The sequence below is a fragment of the Colwellia sp. BRX8-5 genome (genome assembly GCF_014077325.1).
Classification (GTDB): Bacteria; Pseudomonadota; Gammaproteobacteria; order Enterobacterales; family Alteromonadaceae; genus Colwellia_A.
The window spans coordinates 16,133-34,523 of record NZ_JACGVR010000028.1; the positions used below are offsets into that span (position 1 = coordinate 16,133).

The following is an 18,391-nucleotide window of genomic DNA, read 5'->3' on the forward strand; positions in this document are numbered from 1 at the left end:
AATATTTATATATCCGTTATCATTCGTAGTGCTTGAGTTAGTCGAAACCTGTATGTTGATTGGTAGCCAGAATATAAGTTAATAAATGAAAGTAGAGAACGAAGTGTTCATGCTTGTTTGACATTATTTGATTAGGTAAACGCTATGCCCATTAAAATTCCAGATTTATTACCTGCTTTGTCTATTTTAGGTGAAGAAAATATTTTTGTAATGTCTGAGCGTAGAGCGGCAAGTCAAGAAATTCGCCCAATGAAAGTCGCTATTCTCAATCTAATGCCTAATAAAATTGAAACAGAAGTTCAAATATTACGGGTATTGTCTAATACACCTTTACAAATAAATGTCGATTTTGTGCGTATTCACGCCAATGAATCGAAACATACGCCGAAAGAGCACTTAGATAATTTTTACCGCCTCTTTGATGACATTAAAAATACTCAATACGATGGCTTAATTATAACCGGTGCACCATTGGCGTTAATGGAATACGAGAAAGTAACTTTTTGGGATAAAATTTGTGAAATATTTGATTGGGCTGAAGAAAATGTCACCTCAACAATGTTTTCTTGTTGGGCTGCTCATGCCGCTCTATATCATCACTATGGATTGCGACGACATTTAAGAAAAGAAAAATTATCTGGTGTTTTTCAGCATAGCCCCATCGACCAAAAAGAACAGCTTACCCGCGGCTTTGAAGAATTTTTTAATGTCCCACACTCACGATTTGGATATATTGATAAGTCTGATTACCTATCAATTCCTGAATTAAAAATTATAGCTGAATCTCCACAAGCAGGCGTTTATGTGGTCGCGAGCAAAAATAAACAACAAGTCTATTTAACCGGACATCCAGAATATGACTCAACCACGCTAGATGAAGAGTTTCAACGTGATCTTAAGGCTGATGTTAATGCAGTTATGCCCAATAATTATTATATTGATGATGACATAACAAAAGTGCCACACAGTTCATGGCGTAGTCATGCCAGTTTATTATTTACTAATTGGTTAAACTATTATGTTTATCAGATCACACCGTACAAGCTAGATGCAACAAATATTAAAGCAATACACCCAGACGCAGAAATATAAACAGTGTCGGATATATCTAGTCATTAAATTAAGTTTGAAAGTAAAAGTAGAGAAATCGTATGAAAAAATCAGCATCATTTAGTCGTCTTGAGCAACAAATACAAAAAAGAATTCTTATTTTAGATGGTGCTATGGGGACGATGATCCAAGCCTATAAATTTGAAGAACAAGATTACCGAGGTGAACAGTTTGCTGATTGGCATCTTGATGTCAAAGGCAATAATGATATGTTAGTGCTTACACAACCCGAGGTAATTAAAGCTATTCACTATGAATACCTTGAAGCGGGTGCTGATATTATTGAAACGAATACTTTTAATGCCACCACGATTGCGATGGCAGATTACGATATGCAGTCGTACAGTGCGGCAATCAATTTAGCGGCGGCACAAATAGCCCGTGCAGCAGCGGATGAATTCACCGCTAAAAACCCTGATAAACCAAGGTTTGTTGCCGGCGTTTTAGGGCCAACGAACAGAACATGTTCTATTTCACCCGATGTTAACGATCCTGCTTATCGAAATGTGACTTTTGATCAATTAAAAGATGCCTACATAGAATCAACGAAAGCACTGATTGAAGGTGGCTCAGATATTATTCTTATTGAGACTATCTTTGATACCTTAAATGCTAAAGCGGCTATTTTTGCGGTTGAAACTGTTTTTGATGAATTACAGTTACGTTTACCTGTAATGGTCTCGGGTACCATTACTGATGCATCAGGCAGAACATTGTCAGGACAAACCACCGAAGCTTTTTATAATTCATTGCGCCACGCAAAACCTATTTCATTTGGTTTGAACTGTGCATTAGGTCCGGTTGAACTAAGACAATATGTGGCAGAATTGAGTCGAATATCAGACTTTGCTGTTTCAGCTCATCCTAATGCAGGTTTGCCTAATGCCTTTGGTGAATACGATTTCAGCGTCGAAGATATGAATGTTCATGTCAATGAGTGGGCTGAATCGGGATTCCTTAACATTATTGGTGGCTGTTGTGGTACAACGCCAGCGCATATAAAAGGTATGGCGGATGCGGTTGCCAATGTAAAACCTAGGGAAATTAGCGCCAGGAAAATTGCTTGTCGTTTGTCCGGGCTTGAAGCGTTAACCATAGAGGAAAGTTCATTATTTGTTAACGTTGGCGAACGAACTAATGTTACTGGCTCTGCTGTATTTAAGCGCTTAATTACCGAAGAAAATTACGAACAAGCCGTCGCTGTTGCCCTGCAACAAGTTGCCAATGGCGCGCAAATTATAGATATAAATATGGATGAAGGCATGCTTGATTCAAAAGCGGCGATGATCCGTTATTTGAATTTAATTGCTGGTGAGCCAGATATCGCGAAAGTGCCTATTATGCTTGATTCTTCTAAATGGGATATTTTAGAAGAAGGCTTGAAATGTATTCAGGGCAAGGGGGTTGTTAACTCAATCAGCTTGAAAGAGGGCGAGGAAAACTTCCGTAAACAAGCTGAACTTCTACGCCGTTATGGTGCGGCTGTTATTGTTATGGCCTTCGACGAACAAGGTCAAGCAGACACACGGGTACGTAAGTATGAAATATGTAAACGTGCTTATGAAATTTTAGTCAATGAAATAGGCTTTCCTGCAGAAGACATTATCTTTGATCCCAATATTTTTGCGGTCGCAACCGGTATCGAAGAGCATAATAACTATGCGGTAGATTTTATTGAAGCGGTTGCCGATATAAAAGAAAACCTACCTCATGCGATGATTTCGGGCGGTGTTTCTAACGTGTCATTTTCATTTCGTGGTAATAACCCAGTACGTGAAGCGATTCATGCGGTGTTTTTATATCACGCAATAAAAAATGGTATGGACATGGGCATTGTAAATGCAGGTCAGTTAGCTATTTATTCAGATATTCCTGACGATCTCCGTCTTGCTGTTGAAGATGTCATACAAAATAGCGATGACGACGCAACAGAACGCTTACTTGATGTGGCTGAGTCTTATCGCGGGCAAGCGGGGAGCAAAAATAATAAGGCTGATTTAACCTGGCGTGAGCTACCGATTAAAGAGCGTTTAGAATACTCTTTGGTTAAAGGCATTAATGAATTTATTGTCGAAGATACTGAAGCAGCAAGGCTAGTGGCTGAACGACCTCTTGATGTTATTGAAGGACCATTAATGGATGGTATGAATACCGTTGGCGATTTATTTGGTGCTGGCGAAATGTTTCTGCCACAAGTGGTAAAATCAGCCCGAGTGATGAAACAAGCTGTTGCTCATTTAAATCCATTTATTGAAGCTGAAAAAACTGAAATAAAATCAAACGGTAAAATATTACTGGCAACGGTAAAAGGTGATGTCCACGATATTGGTAAAAATATAGTCGGTGTTGTTTTACAATGTAACAACTACGAAATTATTGATTTAGGTGTCATGGTTTCTTGTGATGATATCTTGCGTGTGGCGAAAGCCGAAAAGGTCGATGTGATTGGATTGTCAGGTTTGATAACACCGTCACTTGATGAAATGGTGCATGTTGCTAAAGAAATGAAACGTCTTAATTTTGACTTGCCGTTACTTATTGGTGGCGCGACAACATCAAAAGCTCATACCGCCGTTAAAATAGAACAACAATATCAACATCCGGTGATATACGTGCCAAATGCGTCGCGTTCAGTTTCAGTCGTTAGTACCTTACTTTCAGATGATAGTGAGAAACGTGCGGCATTTTTAGCGCGTCAAGATGATGAATATGTGCGGGTACGTGAGCGTCATTATAAAAAAGGACCACGTTCAAGCTTAATATCATTAGAAGATGCACGCGCCAATGCTGCGCCGATAAGTTTTGAAAACTATACCCCTAAAATACCCAATAAACTTGGTATTACGGTACTTGATAATCTTGATTTAAATGTCATTCGAAACTACATCGATTGGACGCCATTTTTCATGACTTGGCAATTATCAGGCAAATATCCGCTTATTTTACGACACGAAGTGGTCGGCGAAGAGGCAACTAATCTATTTAATGATGCTAATGCTTTATTAGACGATATTATTAACAGTAAAAAGTTAACGGCAAAAGCGGTTTTTGGTCTGTTTCCAGCTCATCGTCAACAAGATGATTTAATATTGTTTGCAGATGAAAACCGAGATAAGCAATTGATGAAATTGCATCAATTACGTCAACAAAGTAAAAAACCAGCAGGGCAGTTTAACCGTTGTTTGGCTGATTATATCGCGGATAAAACCTCAGGTATTAAAGATTATGTTGGTGCTTTCGCGGTATCTGCAGGTTATGGTTGTGATGACCTAGTGAAGGAGTTCACCGCTCAACATGATGACTACAATAGTATTTTAGTTAAAGCTGTTGCCGACCGATTAGCAGAAGCGAGTGCTGAATATCTCCATGAAAAAATTCGCAAAGAATACTGGGGGTATGCTCCTGAAGAGTCGCTTGCTAATGACGATTTAATTCGTGAAAAATATCAAGGTATCAGACCTGCGCCGGGTTATCCTGCCTGTCCAGAGCATACCGAAAAAGGTTTGTTGTGGGAACTACTCAATGTTGAAGAAAATATCGGCATGGAACTAACCTCAAGTTTTGCCATGTGGCCTGGAGCCGCGGTTAGTGGTTGGTACTTTGCTCACCCAGAATCAAAATACTTTGCGGTCGCTAAAGTCGCTAAAGACCAAGTGATTAATTATGCGACTCGAAAAGGGATGACATTGCCACAAGCAGAGCGTTGGCTGTCAGCTAACTTGGATTATGAACCTGAGTAATTAATAGAGTCATTATCATTTAGTTTATACGGCAACGGCCTTAAATCTCGGTAAAGTAGGTTTAAGGCCGTTGTTCATTTGACTACTCGATGTTAAACGACGAGATGACCTGTGTTGTGTATTAAAAGGTTCTTTCGATAAACCAATAAATAGCGATAACGGCGATAAGCGCACTTAACGGTATCACCACGTATTGTCTATATTGAGGTTTTTTAGCAAACCAGCGCGTCGCTAATAAAGCTAAGGCAACGACCGTTATTTGACCCAACTCAACGCCAATATTAAATGAAATTAAGCTACTGACATACTCACTCTTGGGTAAGCCCAGTTCAACAAGTACTGCTGCAAACCCTAAACCGTGCAGTAAACCAAAAGCAAAGATAATGGGTAAGCGCCACTTTGTTAGTTTGTGATAAAAAATATTCTCAATAGCCACGTAAGCAATTGATAAGGCAATAAGCGGCTCTACAATGCTGCTGGGTAGGTTGATAATACCAAATATACCCAAAGCTAGCGTAATGGTATGGGCAAGAGTAAAGGCACTTACCTGCCAGAGCAGTGTTGATGTCTTAGTGGCTAATAAAAATAGCGCGAGCACAAAGAGAATATGATCAAGCCCTTGCGGCAGAATATGTACAAAGCCCTGATAGATATACTCAACAATATTAAGCAGCTTAATTTCGGTTGTTGAAAGTTTACGTACACCACCCTTGATATCATCAATAGAAAAGTGATGGCTGTTCTGGCCGGATAGCACTAAAGATTTCTCTGAACGGCTGACTGTTAATAAGACATCCCCTAAGATGGGCGAAAATATCAAGGCTGCGTTGTTACTTTTTTGTGGCAATTGACCCTGCGACAATAGCTTAATGGTTTTAGTCGGTGAGTCAGCGCGAAGTCTTGCTTTTAATTCAAATACCGTTAGCCCTGAAAAAGGGGTAACAAGCACACTTTCTTTATCAATAATAAAAGCGCTTTGTTGATTTATTATTTGCAATATTTTTGAGAGTAATTGCTTTATTTCAATTAAAGAGAGGTTTTTTAGATGATTAATTAAATCTGCCTCATCTACTGATGATTTTTGATGACTTTTAATGACATGCAAAACATCAATATCGATACTAAGTTGGTAGTTATTATCTACAAGTAATTTTAGCTCTGCTTGATTAGCTTCATTGGTGTGAGCATTCACTAGTGCAGGTGATAAAAGTAGTAATAGGGCAAAAGTTGTTTGTAAAAGGCGCGTAATCATAAAAGTAATATCAGCTAGTCATTGATAAAAAATAAAGCGACAAATTAACGTATTTAGCATGAAATTAACAGTGGCCAAATTATTATTTCAGTATTGAACTATTAACTTAAAAGTTTATACTGTGTTTGTATACAGTTTAGGTTGAGTTGCCCATAGCGAAAATATGCTTTATTTTTTCACAACGAAATAAGGGACTTTTGATAAACATGATTACTATAATTAAGACATGACTAAAACATGACTCAAAGCCGAAAAATAATACATATAGATATGGACTGTTTCTATGCAGCTGTTGAAATGCGTGACAATGAGTCTTTACGTAATGTGCCACTTGCGGTCGGCGGTACAGGGCCTCGAAGCGTCTTGTGTACGTGTAATTACCAAGCAAGAAAATTTGGTGTTCGCTCGGCAATGCCAGCAATTAAGGCGATGCAACTTTGCCCTGAGCTAGTTATTGTTTCAGGCAGAATGGCTGTTTACCAAGAAGTTTCTGCACAAATAAGGGCGATATTTCAACGTTACACTCAGTTGATTGAACCATTGTCGCTTGATGAAGCCTTTCTTGATGTTACCCATAACAAAGAGTTTAACGGCAGTGCCACGCTTATTGCGGAGCAAATACGTCGTGATATTTTTAATGAACTCAATCTAACCGCCTCGGCAGGTGTTGCTCCTAATAAATTTATTGCTAAAATTGCCAGTGATGAAAATAAACCTAATGGTCAATGTGTTGTTACGCCCGCAGACGTGAGTGGTTTCGTTGAAAATTTACCATTGAAAAAAATTCCGGGTATTGGCCCAAAAACAGCTCAAAAATTATTGGGCTACGGCTTCTCGTCATGTGCAGATATACGAGCAAGTTCTGTCGCCGTATTAACACCTATTGTCGGCAAGTTTGCCCCTGCATTGTATCAACGAAGTTTTGGTATTGATCATCGCCAATTAGAAACCGACAGAGTTAGAAAATCATTAGCGATAGAAACCACTTTTTCTCAAGACTTGTCTTGTGAAAAAGAGTGTGAAAGTGCCGTTGAGCTTTTATATGAGAAGCTTTTAGTGAGATTAGAAAAACATCAACATATGGTTATTAGTAAGCAAGGGATTAAACTTAAGTTTAATGACTTTACCCAAACAACAGTTGAGCAGCAAAGCAGCCACTGTGATGAAAACACCTTTAAACAATTACTGTTAAAAGCACTGTTGCGTAGTCAATCTAGGGGAATACGTTTAATAGGATTAACGCTAGGTTTTGCTGAGCATAATAACAAAGAAACACAGCAGCTTTGTTTTAGTTTATAACCGGTACTGACTTGATATGATGTCGGTACCGGTATTTTAGTTTTTATTACTGTGCTTATGCGGGTTTAATGATTTCTTTAACCGCCAATTCTAATTTTGGATCGTTAATATTTGAGCTGGTAGATTTGAAAACAACTTGTCCACTTCTATTGATAAAAAATGTCGTTGGTGTACCTTTTACGCCATATAACTTAGCAACTTTTTCACCTTCAACACCGGTAATAAATTGATAACCTCGTTGAGTAATCGAGTCTTGTGGTTTTGCTCCTTCATCTTCACTAAAACTAATAGCAACAATCTCAATGCCGGTATTTTTATACTTTTCAGTTAGCTCGACTAATTTAGGCTGCAATTTTTTACAATAGGGACACCATGTTGCCCAAAAATGTAAAATCACCGGCTTGCCCTGATAGTCTGCTAATGAAATGCTTTTACCGGCTTGGGTTTTTAGTGTCCAGTCTGGGGCTTGGTTGGCTTTATTGTCATTGGCGTTAACGTTGAACGACAATATGCTAACGAATATTATAATAATTGATAAAAATGCTTTCATGAAACAACCTACTTTTATTTATATGACTAACTACTTTAGGAGACCTTGATTACGGCGAAATTATTTCGAGCTTTTTATTAACAAAAAAGCCTATCGTATTGATAGGCTTTTTGACACTTCATTTAAAAGTATTATAAACCTAACACTTTTTTACCTTGCTTAAAGGTAATATCAACAGGAATATTAGCCGCTTCAATACGCGCTAAGTCTTCTGCTAAATCGGCTTTAATGACACCGCTTTTTGCAACAAGTGCAGCCACACCTTCATAATCACCATTACCTTGTAAGGTTAAAATAAGCTCAGACAACGAATCAATAGCGGCAGTCATCTTATCAATGTTGACAGAGTATAACCCTTGCGAGTTACGGGTAAACGCCCCTTGCTCAGCAAAGTAATTAAACCGTACCATGTTGGCTTTACCGTGAGCAGATGTTGCGCCAAAGCGCACTGAACGGAAAATTCCCGCTAAGAAGGTTGTGTAATAATCTTGCAATGTACCTTCTTCAATGGCGCCTTTAATGAGTAACTGGCGGATCATATAAAGCCCAAGGATATCGGCTTTACCTTCTTCTAGTGCCGAAGCATGCTCTTTTAATGATTGGCGTACTGTGCCCTTATCATTAATGGTATTTTTGATACCCAAACCATGGGCAACCTCATGAAACATCGTATTAGCAAAGAAGGCATTGAATGTTACATTTTCACGTTGCTCAGCAACGATTAAGGTACTAGCAATGGGTAACATAATATTATCGAACTTAGCTTGCATCGCATTTTTAAGTTGTAAGCGGCGCGTACCTTTCTCTAACTGTACTTTTTCGTCATTGGGGAGATTAATCGCAATGGTTTTACTACCGGCATTAGAATGACCTGCATAATAAATGACGTCATATGCGTTTAAGTCTGCATCAGAGCCGGGTACTTCTTTTTTATAAGCTTTTTTAACGGGTAAGTCTTTTTGTAATTCGGGTAAATATTCAGCATATTTAGCGAGCTTTTCACTCCAGGCTAAATCTTTAATCAGCACATAAGATTCAAAAGCAGCGCGGTAACCATAAAGCTGATCTTCGTAGGTTTCTATTGGGCCAATAACGACATCAATAGGATTGTTTTTCATATCCATCCAAGCAAAATCAGACGCTTGAAAGTCATCATGACGGATTGCTGTTGCACGTAAATTTAAGTAATTTGCAAATTCTTTATCATCAGCAAAGCTTGATGCTTTTTCTAATATAGCCGCAATACGATTAATGCTATCGCTATAAAGCTCAGAAAAAGCCACTGACGTTAATTGTCCATCGCTGGTACGCTTAACGACCGAATACAAGCCACTCTTGTCAGCAAAATCTGCTTGCTCAAATTCAGCTTTGGTTAAGTCATTAGGGTAAAACTCTGCGCCAGCCGCTTTTGCTTGATATCCAGAAAGGAAAGGTTTATCGCCATCTAATCTATCCCAAGGACCATAATTGATACGGGCAAATTCACGGACCTTTTCATCATCAATACTAGCAAGGAAGCTTGCTTTGTCTTCACCAAAAGCCTGTTGCCAGAAAAGTTCATCAATAATATCTGAAGCTTCAATAAGCAATACGATCATTTTTTTCTGGTTTTCAGACAAGTGGCTCAAATCAGCACTAAGTGTTACTGGCTTATATATGTCTAAACGACTTTTGGCTTCTGCTAATAAAGTAGGCGCTGAACGTGGTTGTTTATTATTTTCACTACAAGCGCTTAATAGGCTAGTGGCAAGCAAAAGGCCAGTAGCGAGTTTTGTTAGTCTCATTTTTATTCTCACGTGTTTTTTGAATATGTATATATAACGCAAAGAGATTACCAAAAATGGCAGGATGCGCAAGGTCTTAATCTATGGGATGGGATCAGGTTTTAGTGAGTTTGTTTTATTGGCAGGGTAAAAAAATTAAATAATAGGCAAAAAAAAACCAGCATAAGCTGGTTTTTTAATTCAATAACAAAAATTAAAGCGCTTTAATAGCAGCGTTTAAACGACTCTTACTACGAGCAGCTTTATTTTTGTGAATAAGACCTTTGCTTGCAAAACGATCTAAGATCGGTTGTGCAGCAGCAAATTCTTTAGATGCTGTGTCTTTGTCACCAGCTTCAATTGCAGCGAGTACTTTTTTGAATAGAGTGCGCATCATTGAACGACGACTTGCATTATGTTGACGGCGTTTTTCTGATTGAACCGCGCGTTTCTTCGCCTGCTTTGAATTAGCCAAGGTGAACTCCTAAAATATGATTGTATATATAGCCTAAATTTAAGGCGAGGAAATATGCCTTTTTTTAGCTCGATTGTCAAACCTTTTACCGGTTTAATTTACTTAATAACGATGAATTTACCATTATATAATAATTATCATTATTGGTTACTAAATAATGGCGCTATTTTACCTGTTATTTACAGGATTTAAAATAGATTAAAAACTTCTTTGCATTTACTTGTTTATCACAGGTAAAAAGCTGCATAATATTAATGAAAAATTACATCTTGGAATATGATGATTTATATCGATTTATTGGAGCTATGCATTGAGTAAAAAGTTAATAAAATCAGGTCTTATAGTGAGTTTTATGACCTTGATTTCTCGTGTGCTCGGCTTGGTTCGAGATGTTGTTATTGCGAACATTATTGGTGCAGGTTTAGCGTCTGATGTTTTTTTCTTTGCCAATAAAATTCCCAATTTTCTACGTCGATTATTTGCCGAAGGTGCTTTTGCACAAGCTTTTGTCCCCGTGTTGAGTGAATATCATACCAAAGATGAGGCCGATGGGCTGAGTTTGAAAGAAGGTGAAACACGTAAATTAATCGCTCAAGTTTCAGGCACCTTAGGTGTAATTGTTACCATAGTAACGCTTATTGGCATGATAGCCTCGCCGTTATTTGTGATTTTATTTGGTTTTGGTTGGTTTGTAGATTGGCTTAACGATGGTCCCAAAGCCCAACAGTTTGAGTTAGCTGCATCACTACTAAAAATTACCTTCCCCTATTTATGGTTTGTCAGCTTTACCGCACTTGCCGGCGCGATTTTAAATACTTTTGGTCGATTTGCTGTTTCTTCTTTTACACCCGTTTTACTTAATGTTTGCATTATTGGCTGTGCAATCTACTTGTCACCCTTATTCGACAATCCTGCTTTTGCATTAGCTTGGGGCGTATTTTTAGGAGGCTTAGCTCAGTTCTTATTTCAAATACCTTTTTTAATTAAAGCCGGTGTCTTTGTTAAACCAAAATGGGCTTGGCACGCGAAAGGTGTAAAAAAAATCCGCAAACTTATTGTTCCTGCTTTGTTTGGCGTTTCTGTTACGCAAATTAATTTACTGCTTGATACCCTAATAGCCAGTATCTTAGTCACTGGCTCGATTAGTTGGCTTTATTACGCCGATCGTTTATTAGAATTCCCCTTAGGGTTATTTGGTATTGGTATAGCTACCGTTATTTTGCCCAGTTTAGCTAAATTGCATACTAAGCAAGACAAAGAAGAGTTTAGTGAGACGATTACTTGGGGCTTAAAAATTGTTTCTTTATTTGGCTGGCCCGCACTTGCAGGGTTAATGGTATTAGCTCAGCCGATTATTATGATTTTATTTATGCGTGGTGAGTTTTCTCAAGAAACTGTTTTACAAGTCTCTTATGCCTTATTTGCTTACCTTTCGGGTTTAATCAGCTTTATGTTTATTAAAATATTAGCGCCGGCTTATTACGCACGCCAAGATACCAAAACCCCCGTAAAAATAGGTATTAAAGCGATGGCGGCAAATATGATTTTCAATCTGATGTTGGCACCTTTTTTTGGTTATGTAGGTTTGGCCATTGCGACAGCTATGTCGGCAACACTCAATGCGTTAATGCTTTACCATGGTTTAAAAAGTAATAATATCTTTGCATTGTCTAAAACAACGTGGTGGTTTTTTGCGCGGCTTATCTTTTCTGCAGGGATAATGGCAGTGGTTGTTTTTACGTTATCACCCCCGTTTAAAGTTTGGTTAGCGATGGAAACCACCTTGCAAATTCAACAATTACTTATTTGCATTACTTTAGGTATGCTCAGTTATTTTATTTCTATTGCTGCACTGGGAATTCGAGTGAAAGATTTCAAAGTTAAAGTAACTGAAAAATAAATTGATGAAATTAGCTTCAGGTGCTGATTCTTAAGCCTGAGTGATATATAATTTATCGGTTTTTATTCATTAATGGCGACACTTGTTTACTAATGTCAGTCAAATTTAGGTTTTTTAATTAAATGCAGTTAATACGCGGTATCCACAATATTCAAGCTGAAGATCATGGCTGTGTGTTAACCATAGGCAATTTTGACGGTGTTCATTTAGGACATGCTCGCGTTATAAAGGCTTTAATTGCAAAAGCTAAAGCATTGAATTGTACACCAGCAGTGATGATTTTTGAGCCTCAGCCGCAAGAGTTATTTTCTCCTGAGACGGCTCCTGCAAGATTGACACGTTTAAGAGATAAATATTTTCTTTTGAAAAATTTGGGTGTAGAACGTTTGATTTGTGTTAATTTTCATCGAGAATTTGCCAATAAAAGCGCGTCAGAGTTTATCGAACTTTTATTAGTTCAACAGCTAGGTATTAAACATTTAATTATTGGTGACGATTTCCGCTTTGGAAAAAACCGTTTAGGCAATTTTAGTCTGCTAAAACAAGCCGGTGAAAAATTTGATTTTGCTGTTTCTGATACCGCAAGTTTCAAACTTGAAAATTGTCGGATTAGCAGTACCCAAATACGTAATGCTTTAGAGAATAATCAATTAGCTGACGCAGAAAGAATGCTAGGTCGGGCTTACTCTATTATCGGTCGGGTTTTTCATGGTGATAAGCGTGGTCGAAAACTAGGGTTTCCTACCGCAAATGTTTTATTAAAAAGACGAGTTTCACCTATTTCCGGTGTTTTCGTGGTAAAAGTAAATACGGTTAAAGAATGCTTTTATGGTGTGGCTAATATTGGTTCAAGGCCAACAGTGTCTGGTATTAGGCAACAGCTAGAAGTACATATTTTTAACTTCAATGAAGACATTTATGGTCAAACCATTGAAGTGGTTATGCTAAATAAATTAAGAAATGAAATAAAATTTTCATCACTAGATGAATTAACTAAGCAAATATCACAAGATAGTGAGCAGGCAAAAGCCTTTGTTCAAGGTTTATAAATAAAATAGATACGTGAGTTAATAGTAAAATTAATATCAAGCCAATGTCGATTTTACTATTAACTTATTAGAGGCTAACCACCAGTTAGCGAATATAACAACGGATAATGATTTAAATGAGTGATTATAAACAAACCCTAAACTTGCCAGCTACTTCTTTCGCGATGAAAGGTAACATGGCAAACCGTGAACCAAACATGCTAAAAGAGTGGGCTGAAAAAGATCTGTACGGCCAAATTCGAGCGGCTAAAAAAGGTAAGAAATCATTTATTTTGCATGACGGTCCTCCGTATGCAAATGGTGATATTCACTTAGGTCATTCTGTTAATAAAATTCTTAAAGATATTATTGTTAAATCAAAAACGTTATCTGACTTTAACGCACCGTTCGTGCCTGGTTGGGATTGCCATGGTTTACCGATTGAATTAATGGTTGAGAAAAAAATTGGTAAGCCAGGTCATAAAGTTTCTGCCAGTGTTTTTCGAGAAAAATGTCGTGAATATGCAGCCAAGCAAGTTATTGGGCAGCGTGAAGACTTTAAACGCTTAGGGATTTTTGCTGATTGGGAAAAACCTTACCTCACTATGGATTTTGGTACTGAAGCCAATATCATACGTGCTTTAGGTAAAATAGCTGAGAATGGTCATTTACATCAAGGGTTCAAACCTGTGCATTGGTGTACTGATTGTGGTTCTTCTTTGGCTGAAGCTGAAGTTGAATACAAAGATAAACAATCGCCAGCGATTGACGTAAAATTCACCGTAGTTGACCAAAGTGTTGCTGATAAGTTTGATCACCCTGAAAATCATCAAGGTGAAGGTGAAGTATCGGTTGTTATTTGGACCACTACACCTTGGACACTTCCGGCTAACCGAGCAGTTTCTGTTAATGCCGACGTTGAATACACTTTAGTACAATGTGAAACCGAGCAGGGCAAAGTACGTTATATTTTAGCGTCGGACCTAGTGACAGCATGTATGGACCGTTTTGGAATTGATAAATATCATGCATTAGGGTTTTGTAAAGGTAGCGATTTAGATTTAGTGCAACTTAAACACCCATTTTATGATTTTACTGTACCAATGATCTTAGGCGAGCATGTAACGACTGACTCTGGTACGGGTTGTGTACATACAGCACCTGGTCATGGTGTTGAAGATTTCGTGGTGGGCAAAATATATAACCTTGAAGTAGCTAACCCTGTTGGCGCTAATGGTGTTTATTTAGAAGATACACCATTGTTTGCTGGCCAACATGTTTTTAAAGCCAATGCCAATGTCGTTGAAACATTGAAAGAACATGGCACTTTAGTACATCACCATGCAATAGAGCATTCTTACCCGCATTGCTGGCGCCACAAAACACCCTTAATTTTTCGTGCTACACCACAATGGTTTATTAGCATGGATAAAAAAGGTTTACGCCAAGATTCATTAAACGAAATTGAAAAAACGCAATGGATCCCTGATTGGGGTCAACGCCGTATCGAATTGATGGTTGAAGGTCGCCCTGACTGGTGTATTTCACGTCAACGTACTTGGGGCGTGCCAATGGCATTATTTATTCATCAAGACTCGGGTGCTTTACATCCACGCAGCATTGAACTGATTGAAACGGTTGCTAAGCGTGTTGAAGAAAAAGGCATTCAAGCATGGTTTGATTTAGACGCTGCTGAGCTTATTGGTGATGACGCTAAAGAATATATTAAAGTACCAGACACCTTAGATGTATGGTTTGACTCTGGAACGACTCATTACTCCGTTGTTAATGCACGTGAAGAATTTGATGGCGTTGCAGATTTATACCTTGAAGGTTCAGATCAACATCGTGGTTGGTTTATGTCGTCAATGATTTCATCGGTAGCGATGAATGGTAAAGCGCCTTATAAGCAAGTACTAACACATGGCTTTACCGTTGATACTAACGGTCACAAAATGTCTAAGTCATTAGGCAATGTTATTACACCAAAAGAAATCACCAGTAAGTTAGGTGCAGACATTTTGCGTTTATGGGTAGCTTCAGTTAACTATACGCAAGAAATTACTGTCTCTGATGAAATCTTTAAGCGTCAAGCCGATGCGTACCGTCGTATTCGTAATACCTCGCGCTTTTTATTATCAAATCTTAATGGTTTTGATCCTAAAACTGATTCAGTCGCTTTTGACGATATGGTTGCACTTGACCGTTGGGCTGTTGATAAAGCTGCACAATTGCAAAAAGAAATTGTTAGCGCTTATGATGACTACGAATTTAATGTTGTTGTTCATAAGCTAATGAACTTCTGTACCACAGAATTAGGTGGCTTCTACTTAGATATTATTAAAGACCGTCAATATACAGCGAAAGAAGACAGTACGGCGCGTCGCTCTTGTCAAACAGCTATGTATTTAATCGCTGAAGCGATGACTCGCTGGATGGCTCCTATTTTATCTTTTACTGCACAAGAAATTTGGCAAGCGCTACCGACTCCGTCTGGTGAAACGCGTGACGAATTCGTTTTCACCGGTGTTTGGTTTAATGGTTTGCCTAAGGCAGAAACAAGTAATACTTTAAACAATGATTACTGGAATGAAATTTTACTTGTGCGCACCGAAGTAAACAAAGCACTAGAAAATGCCCGTAAAGAAAAACAAGTGGGTAAAGCGCTTGAAGCAGCGGTTATTTTATATACCAACGCAGAGCTTGCTGAAAAATTACAACAATTAGGCGAAGAACTTCGCTTTGTTTTGATCACCTCTAAAGCTACGGTTGAAGTAGTTGACAGTGCACCAACGGGCGCTTTAGCAACTGAGATTGAAGGCTTATGGTTAACGGTTGCACCAGCAACAGGCACCAAATGTGAGCGTTGTTGGCATGTAACTGAAGACATCGGGGAAGATGAAAAACATCCTGAACTTTGTGGACGTTGTATTACCAACGTAGAGGGTGAGGGCGAGAAACGCCAATTCGCCTAAATATTTGTGTATTCTTTGCTATTTCATCCAAGAATTGCAGAAAAGTACTCAGCTAGTTAACTAGGCTGTGTGCTTTAGCTTTATTCTTGAATGAACTAGCTTTGAATAAGCCAATATTTCATCGATTAGTTTTGTTGAAAAGCCTTAGTCAGACATTCACAAAACATGCTAACTATCTCATTAGTTATATAACAACAACTATTAGCACAGTAGAAATATGAAAATTAATAAACTTTTTACAGAAACGGGTTTTAAATGGTTATGGTTAACCGTTTTATTTTTGATTATTGATCAAGTAACCAAGCAACTGGTTGTTAACTCATTTGATTTATATGAGTCGATGAACATTTTACCTTTCTTTGATTTGAGATATGTACAAAACCCAGGTGCAGCCTTTAGCTTTCTTGCCGACCAAGACGGTTGGCAACGTTGGTTCTTTACCATTATTGCTGCTATTGCCAGTGTGGTTTTTTTAGTGTGGTTGGCTAAAACGCCAAAGAATAATGCACTATTAAGTATCGCTTTAGCGTTTATGCTCAGTGGCGCAGTGGGCAACTTAATTGACCGGGCATTATTTGGCTATGTTATCGACTTTTTAGACTTTTATATTGCCGATAATCATTGGCCAGCCTTTAATGTCGCAGACTCTGCTATTTTTATTGGCGCGGCATTGATGATTTTTGATTCCTTTAAAAATGGTGATTCAGCCAAGAAAACTGAAATTACTAAGACAAAAGTAGACGAGAAATAAAATGACAATGTTAATTACTGATAAATCTGAAGTTATCGCTCATATTACCATGAAATTATCTGATGGCTCAGCGGCAGACAGTACCAAAGTAAACAAAAAGCCTGCTAAAATTATTATGGGCGATGCCAGTATTTCTCCTGCCTTTGAAGCGCAATTGTTAGGCCTTGCCGCTGGAGATTCTAAAGAATTTACCCTCGAAGCAAAAGATGCTTTTGGCGAACCTAATCCAGATAATTTCCATTACGTTGATGCAGATAAATTTGGTAGTGACGTACCAGCAGAAGTGGGCAGTATCATTACTTTCACACAACCTGGCAATATAGAGTTACCTGGTATGGTCAAAGAAGTGATCGGTACATCAGTCACTATTGACTTTAATCATCCGCTAGCGGGACAAGCAGTAACATTTGTTATTGACGTTGTTGAAGTTTTATAATCGTTAACTCTTAGGACTTTTAAGTCTTTCAGGAACAAATTATGGAAATTATTTTAGCTAACCCTCGTGGTTTTTGTGCTGGCGTAGACCGAGCGATTAGTATCGTAGACCGCGCGTTAGACTTATTTGGTGCGCCCATTTATGTACGCCACGAAGTAGTACATAACAAGTTTGTTGTTGATGGCTTAAAAGACCGCGGCGCGATATTTGTTGATGAACTTTTTGAAGTTCCTGACGATAATACCGTTATTTTTAGTGCTCATGGCGTCTCTAAAGCGGTACGTCAACAAGCTAAAGACCGTGGTCTAAAAGTATTTGACGCTACTTGTCCATTAGTGACTAAAGTACATATGGAAGTGTCACGTACCAGTCGTAAAAATATTGAGTGCATTCTTATTGGTCACGCTGGACACCCTGAAGTTGAGGGTACGATGGGACAATATGAAAGTGAGCATGGCGGGATTTATTTAGTTGAGTCTGTTGCTGATGTAGCAACACTTGAAGTAAAAGACCCTACTCAATTGTATTATTGTAGCCAAACGACCTTATCCATTGACGATACGTCAGAAGTTATTGACGCGTTGAGAAATAAGTTCGCTTTAATTAAAGGCCCCCGCAAGGACGATATTTGTTATGCAACACAAAATCGTCAAGACGCGGTACGCACTATTTCTGCACAAGTTGATTTACTGTTAGTTGTTGGCGCCAAAAATAGCTCTAACTCTAATCGCTTACGTGAACTCTCTGAGAAGTTGGGCACACCTTCCTACCTGATTGATACTTTTGCCGATATTCAACCACAATGGCTTGAAAATGTTAATAAAATTGGTGTTACTGCAGGCGCTTCTGCACCCGCAATACTTATCCAGCAAGTTATTGACGCACTAAAAGACTTTGGTGGTCAAGAGGTTATCGAATATCCTGGTCGTGAAGAGAACACAGTATTTGCGGTACCTATAGAATTGCGCTAATCTTAAAATATCAGGTTAAGTGGTTGAATGTAATTTTATCCGTTATATGAGTGCTTAAATTTAAAGCATTTTAATAACAATATTCATGACTTAACCTTATTATTCTGAATAGTAACTATGTACATAGGCTATTCAATAATA

The 18,391-nt window shown here is 38.3% G+C and carries 13 protein-coding genes; 9 read left to right on the top strand and 4 right to left on the bottom strand.

What is annotated here, in order from left to right; translation table 11 throughout:
* The first annotated feature begins 144 nt into the window (after nucleotides 1-144).
* Together metA and metH are read left to right on the top strand one after the other, a co-directional pair.
* The gene (gene metA / locus H4J62_RS15540) at nucleotides 145-1,092 is read left to right on the top strand and encodes a homoserine O-succinyltransferase (protein ID WP_182216953.1); all 948 of its coding nucleotides are present in this window, start codon (nucleotides 145-147) and stop codon (nucleotides 1,090-1,092) included.
* A gap of 59 nt (nucleotides 1,093-1,151) precedes the next feature.
* Nucleotides 1,152-4,850, top strand: coding sequence for a methionine synthase (metH, locus tag H4J62_RS15545; protein WP_182216955.1), 3,699 nt, complete (start codon nucleotides 1,152-1,154; stop codon nucleotides 4,848-4,850).
* Nucleotides 4,851-4,971: 121 nt separating this feature from the next.
* Here the strand turns inward: metH and H4J62_RS15550 are convergent, their stop codons facing one another.
* Nucleotides 4,972-6,102, bottom strand: a complete 1,131-nt coding sequence (locus H4J62_RS15550; RefSeq protein ID WP_182216957.1) for a HupE/UreJ family protein — start codon at nucleotides 6,100-6,102, stop codon at nucleotides 4,972-4,974.
* Between the two features lie 237 nt (nucleotides 6,103-6,339).
* On the opposite strand from H4J62_RS15550, the gene dinB reads away from it, so the two are divergent.
* Nucleotides 6,340-7,401: a DNA polymerase IV gene (gene dinB / locus H4J62_RS15555; protein WP_182216958.1), complete on the top strand. Its 1,062-nt coding sequence runs from the start codon at nucleotides 6,340-6,342 to the stop codon at nucleotides 7,399-7,401.
* A gap of 55 nt (nucleotides 7,402-7,456) precedes the next feature.
* On the opposite strand, the gene H4J62_RS15560 is transcribed toward dinB, so the two are convergent.
* The 3 genes from H4J62_RS15560 to rpsT form a co-directional block, all read right to left on the bottom strand.
* Nucleotides 7,457-7,951 (bottom strand): peroxiredoxin, encoded by a 495-nt coding sequence (locus H4J62_RS15560; RefSeq protein WP_182216960.1) that lies wholly within the window; start codon nucleotides 7,949-7,951, stop codon nucleotides 7,457-7,459.
* A 131-nt stretch (nucleotides 7,952-8,082) separates the two neighbouring features.
* Nucleotides 8,083-9,735 (bottom strand): dipeptidyl-peptidase 3 family protein, encoded by a 1,653-nt coding sequence (locus H4J62_RS15565; RefSeq protein WP_182216962.1) that lies wholly within the window; start codon nucleotides 9,733-9,735, stop codon nucleotides 8,083-8,085.
* 193 nt (nucleotides 9,736-9,928) lie between these two features.
* Complete coding sequence (gene rpsT, locus H4J62_RS15570; protein ID WP_070374488.1) at nucleotides 9,929-10,189, bottom strand: 30S ribosomal protein S20; 261 nt, start codon at nucleotides 10,187-10,189, stop codon at nucleotides 9,929-9,931.
* Nucleotides 10,190-10,499: 310 nt separating this feature from the next.
* Here rpsT and murJ point away from each other — a divergent pair, with 310 nt between their 5' ends.
* From murJ to ispH, 6 genes are all read left to right on the top strand, one after another.
* Complete coding sequence (murJ, locus tag H4J62_RS15575; RefSeq protein WP_182216963.1) at nucleotides 10,500-12,089, top strand: murein biosynthesis integral membrane protein MurJ; 1,590 nt, start codon at nucleotides 10,500-10,502, stop codon at nucleotides 12,087-12,089.
* A 122-nt stretch (nucleotides 12,090-12,211) separates the two neighbouring features.
* Nucleotides 12,212-13,138, top strand: coding sequence for a bifunctional riboflavin kinase/FAD synthetase (ribF, locus tag H4J62_RS15580; RefSeq protein WP_182216964.1), 927 nt, complete (start codon nucleotides 12,212-12,214; stop codon nucleotides 13,136-13,138).
* A 116-nt stretch (nucleotides 13,139-13,254) separates the two neighbouring features.
* On the top strand, nucleotides 13,255-16,092 hold the full coding sequence (ileS, locus tag H4J62_RS15585; RefSeq protein WP_070374485.1) for an isoleucine--tRNA ligase: 2,838 nt from the start codon (nucleotides 13,255-13,257) through the stop codon (nucleotides 16,090-16,092).
* A gap of 217 nt (nucleotides 16,093-16,309) precedes the next feature.
* Nucleotides 16,310-16,843 carry a signal peptidase II gene (gene lspA, locus H4J62_RS15590; RefSeq protein ID WP_182216965.1) on the top strand — a complete coding sequence of 178 codons (534 nt, stop codon included), beginning with the start codon at nucleotides 16,310-16,312 and terminating at the stop codon, nucleotides 16,841-16,843.
* Nucleotide 16,844: 1 nt separating this feature from the next.
* Complete coding sequence (gene fkpB, locus H4J62_RS15595) at nucleotides 16,845-17,279, top strand: FKBP-type peptidyl-prolyl cis-trans isomerase (protein WP_070374483.1); 435 nt, start codon at nucleotides 16,845-16,847, stop codon at nucleotides 17,277-17,279.
* A 41-nt stretch (nucleotides 17,280-17,320) separates the two neighbouring features.
* Entirely contained in the window at nucleotides 17,321-18,250 is a 930-nt protein-coding gene (ispH, locus tag H4J62_RS15600; protein ID WP_182216966.1) for a 4-hydroxy-3-methylbut-2-enyl diphosphate reductase, read from the top strand.
* The last annotated feature ends 141 nt before the right edge of the window (nucleotides 18,251-18,391 follow it).